Source organism: Jejuia spongiicola (genome assembly GCF_023502325.1).
Classification (GTDB): Bacteria; Bacteroidota; Bacteroidia; order Flavobacteriales; family Flavobacteriaceae; genus Wocania_A; species Wocania_A spongiicola.
The window spans coordinates 19,975-36,368 of the sequence record NZ_JAMFLZ010000007.1 but is presented as its reverse complement, the minus strand read 5'-3'; the positions used below and the strand labels follow the sequence as shown (position 1 = coordinate 36,368).

Here is a 16,394-nt window from a genome sequence, read left to right as displayed (position 1 = left end):
TTAATTATAAACCCTAACACGACCAAAAATAGAATTCCCGAATTATTTACGTATATCGCCTTCACGCTCACGCATTTTATCAAGATTTTCTTTAGTAAGCATATAATCTTTTACATTTTTATCTTTCCAGCGGTAATAAGAAAATAAAGGAAACACAATTAAAAATAAAGTAACAACACCGAAACCAATTAACTTTTGAGAGTATTCGGTTTCCATAAAATATCCGCAGCCTACTAATCCGATAGATACAAGTAAAAAGAAAATGATTAAATACTTCATTAGCTAGTATAGTTAATTAATTCGCGTCTGTAGGCAGTTAGTAATTTTGATTTTGAAACAAACCCATAATAACATCCGTTTTTAATTACAGGTAAATTCCAGGCACCAGAATCTTGAAATTTTCGCATGACTTTTTGCATAGAGTCTTCTTCGTAATTAATATAATCTGGTGGATTATGCATAAAGGTTTCTACTGATGTGGATTCGTATAACGATTGATCAAACATGATAGTTCGTATATCATCTAATAAAATAATACCTACCAAATTATTTTGCTTATCTATCACTGGAAATAAGTTTCTACTTGATTTCGCGACACCTTTATGCAACATTTCGCCCAATGACATTTCTGGATTTAGTATGCTAAAGTTCTTTTCAATAACGCTATCCAATTTCATAAGTGTGAGAACACTTTTATCTTTATCATGAGTTAATAAAGCGCCTTTTTCGGCAAGCTCTTTGGTGTAAATAGTATGTTCTACTACATTTTTTGTAATGATGAATGACATGGAAACCGTTATCATTAAAGGTACAAACAGTTCGTAACCACCAGTAATTTCTGCGATTAAGAAAATGGCTGTTAATGGTGCGTGTAGTACACCAGCAATTAAACCAGCCATTCCAATAAGTGTAAAGTTTGCTTCGGATACATTAAACCCCAATCCTATATTATTAATAATTTTTGCAACTACATTTCCTAAAGCACTACCCATAACCATTGTTGGAATAATAATTCCACCGGCACCACCTGCTGCAAATGTTGTAGTCATTGCAACTGCTTTAAAAATGGTGACACCAAATAAAAGGGCTATTACAACCCAAATGTTCTCGGTATAAGCATCAAAAGGGGTTTTTCCCAAAGCTTTTAAATGGTTGCCACTAAAGAGATCATTAATAAACCCAAAACCTTCACCATATAGCGGTGGAATAAAATAAAGCATAATACCAATGGCTAAACCTCCAATAATAAGTTTCTGCCCGCTAGTTTTAAATCGTTCAAAAAATGTATTAATAGCAAAATATATTTTTGAAAAATAGATAGATGCTACGCCAGTTCCTATGCCTAAAACAATATAAAAAAGCGTGTCTTTTATGGTGAATTTATCAGAAATTGTAAAGTTGAATAGAACTTCATCTCCTAAAAAAAAATATGATGTTAAAACGGATGATACAGATGCTATTAATAATGGAAGCAATGAAGCAAAGGTTAAATCTAGACTGAATACTTCTATAGCGAAAATAATAGCTGCAATGGGCGATTTAAAAATAGAAGCAATAGCGCCTGCTGCTGCACAGCCAATAAGTAAGTTTTTTGTTTTTCTATCAACATGAAATAATTGCCCAATGTTTGAACTTACTGCCGAAGCCGAGGCTATAGCAGGACCGAGTAAACCAACCGAACCTCCAAACCCTACTGTTAGTGGCGCAGTAATTAATGGTGTAAATATTTTGCTCCGTTTTAATAGTCCGTTTTTTTTTGATAAAGAATATAGTATTGATGGTATAGCATGTTCAATAGGTTTTTTTGACACATGTTTTACAAATAAATAAACTAACCATAAACCTAAAATTGGCAATATAAAATAGATACTGTTTTGGGTTAAAACTGCTACCTTTTCTAAAACCCATTCAATACTAAACGTTATGTTCTTTATAGTAACCGAAACTAAACCTGATAGTAACCCAATTAAAATACTGAGAAAAAAAACAAAGTTTTTTTGAGATACATACTTGTACCTTAAAATAAGCAAACGTTTTATAAAAGATTGTTTAGGCATGTTTAAAGCTACTAAAAAATCCTGCAATTTGCAGGATTTTAATTCTTTATGATTTTAAATTGAGTTTTAAACTCAATTCTGCTAGTTGCTCATCATCAATAGGAGCAGGTGCATCTATCATCACATCTCGTCCTGAATTGTTTTTCGGGAAAGCAATGAAATCTCTAATGGTTTCTTGTCCACCTAAAATAGCAACCAATCTATCTAAACCAAAAGCTAACCCTCCATGAGGAGGTGCGCCATACTCGAAGGCATCCATTAAAAAACCAAATTGTGCGTTGGCTTCTTCTTCAGAAAAACCTAAATGTTTTAACATTATGGCTTGTGTTGCTTTATCATGAATTCTAATAGAACCACCACCAATTTCATTACCGTTTAAAACTAAATCATAAGCATTAGCTTTTACTTCTCCTGGATTTGTGTCTAGTAATTCTATTTGTCCAGGCTTAGGTGATGTAAAAGGATGGTGCATAGCATGGTAATGCCCTGTTTCTTCATCCAATTCTAATAATGGAAAATCAATTACCCAAAGTGGTGCAAAAACTTTAGGGTCTCTTAATCCTAAACGCTCTGCCAACTCCATACGTAAAGCACTTAATTGTGCACGTACTTTATTAGTTTCACCAGAAAGAACACAAACTAAATCACCAGCTTTTGCTCCAGTTACTTCTGCCCATTTTGCTAAATCGTCTTGATCGTAAAATTTATCAACGGAAGATTTATAAGAACCATCGTCATTACAACGCGAATATACCATTCCTAAAGCACCAATTTGCGGACGTTTTACCCAATCAATTAATTTGTCAATATCTTTTCTAGTATAACTATTTCCACCAGGAACAGCAATACCAACAACTAATTCAGCATTATTAAAAACGTTAAAATCTTTATGTTGAGCAACATCGTTTAGCTCGCCAAATTCCATTCCGAAACGAATATCTGGTTTGTCATTTCCATATAAACGCATTGCATCATCATAAAGCATTCTTGGGAATTTTTCAACTTCAATCCCATTTACTTCTTTCAATAAATGACGTGTTAACCCTTCAAAAGCATTTAAAATATCTTCCTGCTCAATAAATGCCATTTCGCAGTCTATTTGTGTAAACTCAGGCTGCCTGTCGGCACGTAAATCTTCATCTCTAAAGCATTTTACTATCTGAAAATATTTATCCATACCTCCAACCATAAGCAATTGCTTAAAAGTTTGTGGCGATTGTGGAAGCGCATAAAACTGTCCTTCATTCATACGAGAAGGCACAACAAAATCGCGAGCACCTTCTGGTGTAGACTTAATTAAATAAGGCGTTTCAACCTCTATAAAACCTTCTTTTGATAAATAATTACGAACCTCTTGGGTTACTTTTGCTCTAAAAATTAAACTGTTTTTTACAGGGTTGCGACGAATATCTAAATAACGATATTTCATTCGTAAATCTTCACCACCATCGGTTTTATCTTCTATAGTAAACGGCGGTAACTTTGCTTCATTTAAAATATTTAATTTAGATACTAAAATTTCAATATCGCCTGTAGGTATATTTGGATTTTTTGAAGCCCGCTCTATAACATTTCCTGTAACTTGAATAACAAACTCACGGCCTAAATTTTGAGCCTGTTCAAGCATAGTTTTTGATGTTCTTTCTTCGTCAAAAACTAATTGGGTAATACCGTAGCGGTCGCGTAAATCTACCCATACAATAAACCCTTTATCGCGAGATTTTTGTACCCAACCTGCGAGGGTTACTTCTGTATTTATATTAGAGGCGTTTAATTCGCCACAATTATGACTTCTGTACATGGATGTAAAATTGAAGTGCAAATTTAAAGAAATACAATGGAGTATAGTTTTTTTTGCATATTTTTTTAATATAGAGTTTTGTGTATAGCTATAATGAGCTGTTAAAAGGAGGGTGTGTAAATTTTAAGTTTTTAATATTTTTTGTGTTATTTTTTGAATAAATGTTCAAAAAATTAAGAAATATTTTACGAATAAATTATATGTATGCATAATATTTTTGATTTTTCCATTGTTAAACTCTCATGATATATTTATATTAGCAACAACTAATTCAAAAACTAAAAATTATGAGTAAATTTTTAAACCTTAACTTGATTATGATTTTGATGCTCTTTGGAGCATTTAATTTTTCTGAAGCTCAAGAAGTTTCAGGGGTAGTGTTAGATGATTCATCTCAACCATTACCGGGCGTTTCTGTAATTATTAAAAATTCATCAACAGGAACAACAACTGATTTTGATGGAAAATATTCCTTAAGTGCAAATACGGGTGACATACTTGTGTTTTCATATGTGGGATACGATTCTCAAGAGATAGAAGTTTCTGGCAATGTTTTAAATGTTACGATGCAAGCTGGCGTTGCTTTAGATGAAATTGTTCTTTTAGGTAATAGAGCAAAACCTAGAACTATTTTAGATTCTCCTGTACCAATTGATAATATTGGTGTTGAGGAGCTGACAAGTGGTGGGCAACCAACGATTGAAGCAATGTTAACTTTTAAAGTACCGTCATTCAATGCACAAACTCAAGCAATTTCTGATGCAACTGCACATTATGATCCAGCAGATTTACGTGGGTTAGGACCAAGTAGAACCTTGGTTTTAGTTAATGGTAAACGTAAAAACCAAAGTGCTCAAGTGTACTTAAATAGAACACCGGGTAAAGGTGAAGTTGGCGTTGACTTAAAGAGTATACCAACAGCTGCCATAGAACGTGTGGAGATTTTGCGTGATGGAGCATCAGCACAATACGGATCAGATGCGATTGCAGGAGTAATTAACATGGTGCTTAAAAAAGATGCACAGTTTTCTACATTTAGTGCAAAAACTGGTATTACTTCTGAAGGTGACGGATTTAATTTTGCAACAGATTTTAATACAACTCTTGGTTTTGGAGATGGCGGATTTATAAACCTTACGTTAGGATATTATAACCAAGGGCTAACAAATAGAGCAGGTACTCCCGGAATTGCTGATTTACCAGGAGATGCTAGGCCAAATGAAATAGCTTGGGCACAAAACAACCCAGATTTAGGGATGCATGTTGGTCAGCCAGATCTAGAAAAAGGAGATGTTTTTGTTAATATGTCGCATCCAGTAGGTGAGAATTCAGAGTTTTATTCATTCCATGGATACACATTGCGTACAGGTAAAAGTTTTGCATATTATAGAGCTCCTTATTGGAGAAGAGATGTAGCAGATGCAGGATTTATAACACCTCCTGAGGATTTTCAGGGATATCAGCCAACATTTGAAGCTAGAATTAAGGATCATTTAAATGCAGTTGGATTGAAAATGGATTTAGGTAACGACTGGAATGCTGATGCCAGTATTACGTATGGAAAAAACAGTGTTAGTTATACGGTAAATAATTCGGTAAATAGAGACTACTTAGCACTTAATGGGACATCACCTAGAACTTTTCACCCAGGAGGGTACAGTTTAAGTAATGTGATTGGGAATTTAGATTTTTCAGCTTTATTTTCTGAGATGGTAAGTGCCTCTTTTGGTTTTGAATATAAGGTAGAATATTTTGATGCCAATGAAGGGGACCCATTATCATACTTTGGTGCAGGATCAGATTCTTTTGCTGGAGTTAAACCTAATGAAGCTGGTGAATGGGATAGAAATAACTTCGCTGCTTATGCAGGCTTAGATTTTGATGTGTCTGAAGCTTTATTATTAGGAGTTGCAGGACGTTTTGAAAGTTTTTCTGATGTTGATGATTCTAATTTTTCATGGAAACTTTTTGGGCGCCAAAAACTAGGAGACAAAGGTGCTTTAAGAGCATCTTATAGTACAGGGTTTAGAGCACCAACGTTACATCAACGTCATTTAACCAATAGCCAATTTATTATTGTAGCCAGTTCTCCAGAACCGCTAAAGCAAGGAACTTTAGCAAATGACGATCCAGCAGTTCAAGCTTTAGGAGTTCCTAGTTTGACTTATGAAACGTCTAAAAACTTTGCAGCAGGAATAACCTATAAAATTGATAGAAATTTTTCTGCATCTTTAGATTTTTATAATATTAAAGTAGAAGATCGTATATTGTTTTCTTCTCAAATTGGGTACACTAATGGTGCTCCAGGAGCACCAACAAACCCTGTTGAGACAATTTTAGATAATAGTAATGTAGTTGCAGTTCAAGTATTTATTAATGCGGGTGACACAAAAACAACAGGAGCCGATTTTGTTTTAAATTATAGAAATATAGACATGGGGTCTGGTAAGCTACACGCTAATTTAGCGGCTAACTTTAATAAAACAACTATTTCAGCAATCAATACACCAGCAGCACTAGCAGCCGAAGGATATGATATTTTTGCAAGAATAGAAAAAGGCTTAATTACAAGTGCAAGACCAAAATCTAAAATTATTTTAGGTTTAGACTATGAGTCTGAAAAAGTTAATATAGGTCTTTATAATACTTTGTTTGGTAAAGTTACTATTACATCTCCTAATGGGGCTGCAAACGATCAAGACCTGTCATCTAAAATGGCAACAGACTTAAGCTTAAGTTATAATTTTACTGACAAGTTGAGTATAACAGGTATAGTTAATAACCTTTTTGATGTGTATCCAGATGTAACTTTAGCATCTACAGGAACTGCGCAAGCAGGAAGCAGATTTGTTTACTCATCTGAAGTACAACAATTAGGACAATTAGGAACTAACTTTAGTATTGGTTTAAACTATAAGTTTTAAATTGGGATAAGTCTTAACTTAATATTTTTCAATAACCCAGAGTTTTACTCTGGGTTTTTTTATGTTGCTGTTTTATAGTTAAAGTTATTTATTTAAAGAAGACTTACCGTTGTTGGTCGAAAAATATTTTTTAATAAAACGAAATACCTAATTTTATTAAAAATGAAAATTACTTGTAATGTATTTAACCAAAATTAAGATTAAAGGAATCCTATTATTTTTATTAATTACTTTTTCTGCTCTACAAGCACAGCAAAGAACAGGAAATATTGTTGAATATTTTGGGAAAGAAAAAGTTAATGATATTAAAGAAGGAAAACTGCTGCACGTTTTTAAAACAGGGTTAGCTTTAAAAATTCAGAACTTTAGGTTTAACTCATCATCATTTCCTAAAGACCCTGTTTTTAGTAAGTTTTTAATGCAGTCAGATTATAAGCCTAAAAGCAATGATGTGTTTGACATTGATTTTTTAGGTAACGAATTAAAGTGGAAAGCCATTACTACAGATACAACCAATAGTTTTAATGATAGAAATTTAAGATCGAGTTATGTGTATTTAAGTTATCACTCTAACAATGAAGAAACTGTTCTTTTTGAGGCTTCAGGCCATTCACTTGTTTTAATTAATGGTTTACCACATGAAGGAGACCATTATGATTTTGGATGGAATTTAATTCCGTTAAAACTAAAAAAAGGGCTTAATAAGTTTATATTAAAAGTGGGCCGTTTCCCAAGAATTAGAGCACGACTAATAGCGCCACAAGCAAAAACAGAATTTACAACTAGAGATTTAACATTACCTGATGTTTTAGTTGAAGAAAATAAAACTTATTTAGGAGCGATTCGGGTTATAAATGCTTCTGAGGACTGGATTAAAAATCATGTTATTACATCTAATATTAATGGGGAAGTGGTAACTCAAGAAATCCCTAGTATTCCTCCTTTAAGTGTGCAAAAAGTACCATTTAAAATAGCGTCAGTTATAGATGATGCAAAACTTGGAAATGCAGATTTACAATTAAGTTTGAATAATAAGAAAGGAACGTCAATCGATTCTAAAACAATTCAAATTCAAATAAAATCTAAGCATAAACACCATAAACGTACACTAAAAAGTAATATAGATGGTAGTATTCAATATTACAGTGTAGCACCATCAAGTAATAAAACGTTAAGCGAAGGCGCGTTGTTTTTATCTGTACATGGAGCTTCGGTCGAAGCTGTAAATCAAGCTAATGCTTATAAGAAAAAAGATTGGGGAAATTTAATAGCACCAACAAATCGTCGTCCGTTTGGTTTTGCATGGGAAGATTGGGGGCGTTTAGACGCCTTAGAAGTTTTGGCTGAGGCTAAAAATATATACAAACCTGATAGTAAAAAAATATATTTAACTGGACATTCAATGGGAGGGCATGGTACTTGGTATTTAGGTGCAACGTATCCAGATTATTTTGCTGCTATTGCGCCATGTGCAGGATATCCAGATTTGCTATTATACAGAGATGGTTTTATAAATAGGATGTTAAAAATGCCAGAAGAACAATTAAAGCGTTTTGGGATTACTCCTAAGATACTAGAATTAATGACGACAAAACGGGTTCCTACTGCTATAGAAAATATAATACACAGAGCAGGGACTCCAAGTAGAACTTTGCAACTTATTCGTAATTATTTGCATCATGGCATTTATGTTTTACATGGCGAAGTTGATAATGTGGTACCAACTAGTATTGCTCGTGATATGCGTGAGCGTTTAGGAAAATTTCATTCAGATTTTACATATTATGAATATCCAGATGGCACACACTGGTACGGGAATCATAGTGTAGATTGGGATCCTATTTTCAACTTCTTTAAGCAGAGAACAATTAAAGAAGATAAAGATGTAAAAAACTATGAATTCTTTACAGGCTCGCCAGGGGTTTCTTCCTCATCACATTTTATAACAATTCATCAACAAGAAGTTCCTTTTAACACAAGCTCTTTCAAATTTTCAAAAGAAAATGATTATAAATTGAAAACAGAAAATGTAGCTTTAATTGAGGTAGATTTTTCAACGCTAAATGATTCAAAAAAGACTATTGAAATTGATGATACGCAATTAGAAATTCAAAATGATAAAAAAGTATTTTTTAAGAAAGTAAATAAGAAATGGCAAATCACACCGCCACCTAATTTAAAAGAAAAAGGCCCGCACAGAAATGGTGGTTTTAAGGATGCTTTTAATAACAATGTGGTATTTGTTTATGCTACTAAGGGAAATAAAACTGAAAATGAATGGTATTATAATCGAGCAAGATTTGACGCAGAAACATTTTGGTATCGCGCTAATGGACATATAGAAATTGTAAAAGATGTCAATTTTTCTTTGAAAAAGTATGAAGATAGAAATGTAGTTGTATATGGGAATAAAGATAATAATGCTGCATGGAATTTACTTTTAAAAGAGAGCCCAATACAAGTAAGAAATAATCAGATAAACTTTAATGGAAAACTATTATCAGGAAATCAATGGGGAATGTATTTTATTACGCCTAGAAAAGATAGTAAAAAAGCAAGTGTTGGTATTGTTACCGCTACAGGAGAAAAGGGTATGAAAGCAGCATACATGAATCATTATTTAGTTAACGGAACAACATTTCCTGATGTATTACTCTTTAACGATGAGGTCCTTTTAAATGGGATGCCTGCAGTTAAATGTGCTGGTTTTTTTGGCAATGATTGGTCTGTAGAAACTGGAGATTTTGAGTGGAAATAAATAAGAAACCCCAGATTTTCAATTAAGAAAACCTAGGGTTCTGCTATTAATCGAATTAGTCATCAATTAATCAATTCGTTTATCCATATTAAAAACCTCTTGAGGGATAAGTTCTTCCTTAGTTGCAACTCTACCTTTATAAAGCCACATTTTAAATTTTGTAACTAGGTAGAATAGTATTGGAACTACTATTAATGTTAAGAACGTAGCAATTAACAATCCGTAAATTACTGTCCAAGCTAAAGGGCCCCAGAAAATTACATTATCTCCTCCCATGTATATATGTGGATTAAACTCACTAAATAAAGTAAAGAAGTTTATGTTTAGCCCTGTAGCTAAAGGAATCAATCCTAAAATAGTAGTAATTGCTGTTAATAATACAGGGCGTAAACGCGCTTTTCCTCCTTTTACAATAGCTTCTAATAAATCTGAAGTTTCTAAATATTGATCATCTTCCAAATCATGTTCTACCTTCTTCCTATCAATTAAAAGTTGAGTATAATCCAAGAGCACCACACCGTTATTTACAACAATACCAGCGAGAGAAATAATACCCATCATGGTCATCATAATTACGAAAGAGCTGCCTGTTATTAGGATGCCTCCGAATACGCCAATTAAACTTAAAAAGATAGCTAACATAATAATTGCTGGTTTAGAAACCGAGTTAAATTGGAATATTAAAATAAAGAAAATTAGCCCTAACCCAGCCATAAATGCACCATTCAAAAAATCTTGCTGCTTTTTTTGTTCTTCTATTTGTCCGGTAAAGTCAATTTTAATATTATCTGAAACGTCATTTTCTATAAACTCTATAGTTTCTTTTTCTATTTGGGAAACAATTGCTGCAGCATCAATAAACCCGGGAGCTAATGCAGAATAGACAGTAACAACTCGTTCATTCTGAATGTGTTTAATAGCGCTAAATCCAGAAGTATTGTTTTGCTTAGCTACAGCAGAAACAGGGATTTCTTTAATTTGCCCTGAAGCCATATCTCTAAATGTTATTTTTTGATTGAAAATAGCACTGGTATTGTATCGGTTTTCTTCATTAAAACGGACATAAATATCATAATCTTCACCATCTTCTTTGTAAATACCTGCCTTTGCTCCAAAAATAGCATTACGCAATTGCTGCCCTACTTGACCAGAAGTAACACCTAATTCTCCTGCTTTTTTTCTGTCTACAGCAACTTGCATTGATGGTTTTGATTTATTGACATCAATTTTCAATTCATCAATACCTTGTATGTTTTTAGAGTTGATAAAATCACGCATCTTTTCAGCTGTAGCAATTAATTCGGAATAATTATCACCTTCTAATTCTATATTTATTGGATAGCCAGCTGGCGGGCCAACAGCATCTTTTTCAACCGAAATAGCAACACCTGGATAAATACCTTTTAAATCTTCTTGTACTTTTTTAAGAAGCTCTTGACTATCGGCACCATCTCTAAATTTATATTCGCGCATGGTTGCTGTTATTTTACCACGATGTGGCATTTCGGCAGCAGAGCCACCATCGGTTTGAGGATTTCCTGCACCTTCACCCACTTGTGATACGGCACTTTCTGTCAAGAAATTGAAATCACCGTGCTTATACGCTTCTTCGTTTACAATTTTGTAAACACGCTCTTCGATATCTTTTGTGATAGCATTGGTTTTTTTGATGTCTGTTCCTTCAGGATATTCTACATATACAATAATTTGATTTGGAGTGTTATCTGGAAAAAATTCAACTTTAGTACGTTGGCTGCCCACAGATGCACCAAAGCCCATAAAAGCAATAAATAAAAGAATAACCGTTCCAATTGTTATAAGAGCAGGTTTTCTTCCGCTTAATGCAGCACGAAGAGTCTTTTCATAAAAACGTTCCCAACGAGGTAAGATGTTATTTTGAAACCCATTTGCCCAACCTCTTAAGAATAAACGATATGCCCATAGCATAATAACTGTTACTAACATTAAGGTACCTAAACCTCTATAGCTTCCACCAACTAGCATGATGAAGATGCCAATACCACCAACAATTGCAGATATTTTAATAATGTTTTTTAGAGGCATGTCTTTATCTTCAATAGTCATAAATTGTGATACCATAACTGAGTTAAAGAAGATAGCAACAAACAAAGAAGATCCTAACACTACAGATAGAGTAATTGGAAAATAAATCATGAATTGCCCCATTACACCTGGCCACAACCCTAATGGAACAAATGCTGCTACTGTAGTTAAAGTTGAAATAATAATAGGAAATGCAATCTCACCAATACCTTTTTTGGCAGCTTCAATTCGTGGCATACCTTCGGACATTAGTCTATATACATTTTCGACAACTACAATACCATTATCTACTAGCATTCCTAGGCCCATTATAAGTCCGAAAAGAATCATAGTATTCATCGTATACCCCAACATGTTTAAAATCATCAGAGACATAAACATAGACATTGGTATAGCAAACCCAACAAATAAGGCGTTTTTAAATCCTAAAAAGAACATTAAAACGGTAACAACGAGAATAATACCAAATATGATGTTATTAACTAAATCATCAACTTGCCCAATAGTTTTTGAGGATTGATCGTTAGCCACCGTAATTTTTAAATCAGGTGGAAATACATTAGCAACAGCGTCTTCAATAATTACTTGAATTTGCTCTGCGGCTGCTACCATATTTTTACCAGCACGTTTTTTAACGTCAAGCATTACTACAGGCTCACCAAACTCTCTTGCATAAGTCGTTTTGTCTTCATCTTTAAAAGTAACTACTGCTATATCTTTTAAATATATAGGGTTGTTATTTTCAGATTTAACTACAAAACTTTCTAGTTCGCTTGGTGTATCTATTTCACCAATAATTCTAATGGTACGGCGTTGCCCGCTTGTAATCAAATTACCTGCCGACATCGTCATGTTTTCATTGCTAATCGCAGTAATAATATCATTAAAGCTAACTTGCGCAGCCATCATTTTATAGATGTCTACAGCAACTTCTACTTCTTTTTCTTGAGCGCCTCGAATATCAACTTGCTTTATTTCTTGTAAGCTTTCAATTTCATCTTCAAGATACTCACCATATTCTTTTAGCTTATCAACAGGATAATCTCCAGAAATATTAATATTGAGGATAGGGATTTCCTCAGACATACTTAAATCGAAAATATTAGGCTCAACTTTGGCGCCATTAAACGTAGGCCAATCTTCGCCAGAAGTTTCAGTATCTACCTCGTCTTTTACTTTTTGTTTTGCAGCATCAACAGAGATATTTTCATCAAACTCTACAATAATAATAGAATAGTCTTCTTGAGATGTTGAGGTAATTTCAACAACATTACTTACTGTCTTTAGTTTGTCTTCTATAGGGTCAGTAATTAGTTTTTCAATATCCTCGGCAGTATTACCAGGATACACAGAACTAATATAAATTTTGGTTTCTTTAATTTCTGGGAAACTTTCTCGAGGCATACTAAAATAAGCACCAGCTCCAAGGAAAAGTATTAAGGCAATTAAAACATACATGGTTGTTTTATTATTAATTGCCCATGATGATAAACCAAACTCTTTATCTACTTTCTTTTGTTTTTTATCTTTAGTCATTAGTATTCAGAATTAGTTTGATTATTCAACAACAAGTATTTTTATATCCTGCCCGTCTTTAACACTTCGTGCACCTTCATCAATAATTTCATTACCGTTTTCTAAGCCAGAAAGGACTTCTATGTAATCACCTTGGGTTTTGCCAGTTTCTATAATTACACGTTTTGCTTTAGCCTTGTTTCCAGATTTATCCGTAACTGTATATACATATTGTTGGCCCTCAGCATTTTCAGAAATAATACTTTGAGGAATTAAAATTGCTTTTTCGCTTGTGTAATCGTTTATTTTAAGTTTTGCTGTTAAGTTAGGCTTGATGGTATTCTCTTTATTATCAATTGCAACTTCAACCTTAAAAGTTCTATTTGCAGGATTAATAAAGTTTCCAGCTTGTCTAATCTTTGCATCCATAGATTTGCCAAGAATTGGAAATTCTACTTGAACATCTTTTCCTGGAGTTACGTTAGAAATGTAACGTTCTGGAACATCAGTTTCAATATACATGTCTTTTAGGTTTACAATTCTAAATAATTGTGATTGACCAGGAGCAACAACGCTTCCTTGTTCTGTAATTACATCATCTATAGTTCCAGAAAAAGGAGCACGAACAATTGTTTTTCCAATTTGTTGTTGTAATTGACTAACCGCTTTTTGCTGAGCTTCATAAGTAGATTTTGCTTGTAAATATTGAATTTCACTTCCAATTTTTTGATTCCATAAACGCTCTTGACGCTCAAAAGTAGTTTTTGCCAAATCTGCTTGTATTTGTAATTGAGCAACTTGTTGGCTTAAACCACCATCATCAATTTTAGCCAAAGTTTGACCTTTAGAAACTTTTTGACCTTCTTTTACATACACACGAGTTAAGATTCCGGAGTACTCAGGAAAAATCACCAAATTTTGTTTAGTGCTTACATTTCCTTGAAGCTCGACGTAATGATTAAAAACAGCTTCTTTTGCATCAAAAGTTGTTATTAATGGTACTCTTTCTTGAGGATCTAATTCTTTAATTTTAGCTTCAAGTTGTTTAAGTTGAGAGGCAATAGTTTGTTGCTCGCCATCTAATTGTGTTTTGCGCTTTCTAATTTGTTCTAAGTTATTAGTAGCTATAATATCTTCGACAGATTTCTTATTATCGCCTCCACATGAAGTCAATATAATTGTTACGATTAATAATGAATATATTTTTTTCATTTTATGATTGATATTTTATTAGTTGTTTATAGTGTTTAATACTGTTTCAAGTTCTGCCTTTTTGTTAATAACATCAAGCATGGCTTGTAAGAACTCTTGTTGAGAACTGTACAATTGTGTTTGTGCTTGTCTTAATTCAAAGCTAGTAGCGATACCTTCAAAAAACTTGGTTTGATTTTTTTTCTCTATACGTTCAGCTAAATTTAAATTTTGCTTTTTATTCTGATAATCTTCAATAGCGAATTGATAGTCACTTTTTGCAGATGCCATTTGAAGCTTTATTTTTTGTTCAGTTTCGGTTAAAGTTTCTTTCGCTTTTTCAAGATTTATTTTAGCACGCTGTGTAGATGCGCTTCTTTGACCAGAACTAAAAATAGGAATGTTCATGCTTACACCTAACAATGATGAACCAAACCATTTTTGATTATTTTTTAGAAAATCGAAATTATTATTATTACCAGAATAGCCAGCATTTACAAAACCTCTTAGAGTTGGTAGTGCTTTACTTTTTTCTAGTTTTAAAAGGAGCTCTTTTGATTTTTTATCGTTTTGAGAAATTCTATAGTCAATAGTATTTTCAACATTTTCTTCAGAATTAAGCAATCCTAAAACAATATTTTGAGCAGTTAGGCTTTCTAAATTATCAGCTAGTAATGTATTAGCGTTTAAATCGGCACCTAACGTAATATTTAGCATTTGGTAAGCCAAAGTCTTTAAGCGCGAAGTATTGTTTAAATTACTTTCTACTCCAGAGAGTGTAATTTGTAACTGCTCTACACTTTCTTCGTCTCCTAATCCATTTTCGTAAATTTTAGATGTTTCATTAAGGTTCTTCTTTAAAACTTCAATGTTTCTTTCTAAAATTTTCACACTTTCTTCAGCAAGAAGTACATTTCCGTAAGCATTAATTACAGCCTTTCTAACCTCTAAATTTGTTTTTTCTTTAGCGTTTTTTGATATTTCTAAAAACACTTTTGCAGATTGTAATCCAACAAGATAAGAGCCATCAAAAATTAATTGTTCTAAAGTTACAGTACCATTCATGGTTTGCTTAGTTCCAAAAGTAGCAGGGAATTGATCATTAATTCCAAGACCTAAATCGGCTCTAGCTGCGTCTGATAAAATGGAAGCTGGTAGCAAAGACACTTGTTGCTTTAACCAATTATTGTAATCTATACTTGCATTAATTTGTGGTAACCCAATTGTTGTTGTTTCCCATTTTTGTTTTTCTGCTGCTTCAATATCAAGTGCTGCAATTTTTGATGTTCGATTATTTTCTAAAGCATAATCTATAGCTTCTTGTAATGTGAAACTTTGAGCACTTTCTTGCGAAAATGAGACAAAAGCACATAATAAACTAAAAATTAATATTAGTTTGTTTTTCATTTTAGTGTTTATTTATGATTGATTTGATGTTATAAATTGATTTAATATTTCAAGTCCTTTTGGAGTACAGATTCCACGCAAGTGGTACTCTAAATAATTACTCATTAGCATATTCATTGAAAACTTCTTAAGAGGAAATAAGTCTTTATCTTTTATTGCAAGCATCGAATTAAAATAAATCCTTGCAATAAATTCTACACTAATAGAACCTCTATATAAACCCTGATTTATCCCTCTATTTAAATTATCGGTAACACACGTTTGCATAACCTCAAACTGTTTACTTTTTAAAGTATTAAATATTTTAGGATAATATTTTTGAAGTTGATATTGAGGCGAAGACTTTTCATCTTTTAAATGCTCCATAATAAACTGCTTGATGCTATATATTTCCTCAATAGGATTTTTTTCTAACGAACAAATATGATCTATTCCACAAGAAATAGACTCAAATAGGCTTAGCGTTGTAGCCTCTACTAGCTTTGTTTTATTGTCAAAATGTTGATATATAGTTTTTTTGGAAACACCCAAAGAACTAGCAATATCATCCATTGTCACGCTTTTAAAGCCATAGCTTAAAAACAAATCTGTTGCGCCTAATAAAATTTTATCTCTCATAATCGGGCACAAAACTACGACAGGAAACTTTAAAAACCTAAAAAGTTTCCAAAGTTTTA

9 protein-coding genes are annotated in these 16,394 nt (G+C 32.9%); 2 read left to right on the top strand and 7 right to left on the bottom strand.

Annotated elements, in window-relative coordinates:
- Window positions 1-42: 42 nt before the first annotated feature.
- From M3P09_RS14475 to aspS, 3 genes are read right to left on the bottom strand one after another with little or no spacing between them, the layout of a single operon-like run.
- Window positions 43-279, bottom strand: a complete 237-nt coding sequence (locus M3P09_RS14475) for a hypothetical protein (RefSeq protein ID WP_099565377.1) — start codon at window positions 277-279, stop codon at window positions 43-45.
- Entirely contained in the window at window positions 279-2,057 is a 1,779-nt protein-coding gene (locus M3P09_RS14470) for a chloride channel protein (protein WP_099565452.1), read from the bottom strand. The genes M3P09_RS14475 and M3P09_RS14470 overlap by 1 nt, the downstream gene beginning before the upstream one ends.
- Before the next feature lie 46 nt (window positions 2,058-2,103).
- Window positions 2,104-3,858, bottom strand: coding sequence for an aspartate--tRNA ligase (gene aspS / locus M3P09_RS14465; protein WP_249973692.1), 1,755 nt, complete (start codon window positions 3,856-3,858; stop codon window positions 2,104-2,106).
- 287 nt (window positions 3,859-4,145) lie between these two features.
- On the opposite strand from aspS, the gene M3P09_RS14460 reads away from it, so the two are divergent.
- Together M3P09_RS14460 and M3P09_RS14455 are read left to right on the top strand one after the other, a co-directional pair.
- Window positions 4,146-6,782: a TonB-dependent receptor gene (locus M3P09_RS14460; RefSeq protein ID WP_249973691.1), complete on the top strand. Its 2,637-nt coding sequence runs from the start codon at window positions 4,146-4,148 to the stop codon at window positions 6,780-6,782.
- A 178-nt stretch (window positions 6,783-6,960) separates the two neighbouring features.
- Window positions 6,961-9,540 (top strand): carboxylesterase family protein, encoded by a 2,580-nt coding sequence (locus M3P09_RS14455; protein WP_249973690.1) that lies wholly within the window; start codon window positions 6,961-6,963, stop codon window positions 9,538-9,540.
- Between the two features lie 66 nt (window positions 9,541-9,606).
- Here M3P09_RS14455 and M3P09_RS14450 read toward each other — a convergent pair whose 3' ends face one another.
- The 4 genes from M3P09_RS14450 to M3P09_RS14435 are packed head-to-tail and all read right to left on the bottom strand — an operon-like array spanning window position 9,607 to window position 16,335.
- Window positions 9,607-13,140, bottom strand: a complete 3,534-nt coding sequence (locus tag M3P09_RS14450) for an efflux RND transporter permease subunit (RefSeq protein WP_249973689.1) — start codon at window positions 13,138-13,140, stop codon at window positions 9,607-9,609.
- A gap of 21 nt (window positions 13,141-13,161) precedes the next feature.
- Window positions 13,162-14,331: an efflux RND transporter periplasmic adaptor subunit gene (locus M3P09_RS14445; RefSeq protein ID WP_099565382.1), complete on the bottom strand. Its 1,170-nt coding sequence runs from the start codon at window positions 14,329-14,331 to the stop codon at window positions 13,162-13,164.
- 18 nt (window positions 14,332-14,349) lie between these two features.
- Window positions 14,350-15,717, bottom strand: coding sequence for a TolC family protein (locus M3P09_RS14440; RefSeq protein WP_249973688.1), 1,368 nt, complete (start codon window positions 15,715-15,717; stop codon window positions 14,350-14,352).
- Window positions 15,718-15,729: 12 nt separating this feature from the next.
- On the bottom strand, window positions 15,730-16,335 hold the full coding sequence (locus M3P09_RS14435) for a TetR/AcrR family transcriptional regulator (protein WP_249973687.1): 606 nt from the start codon (window positions 16,333-16,335) through the stop codon (window positions 15,730-15,732).
- Window positions 16,336-16,394: the final 59 nt, after the last annotated feature.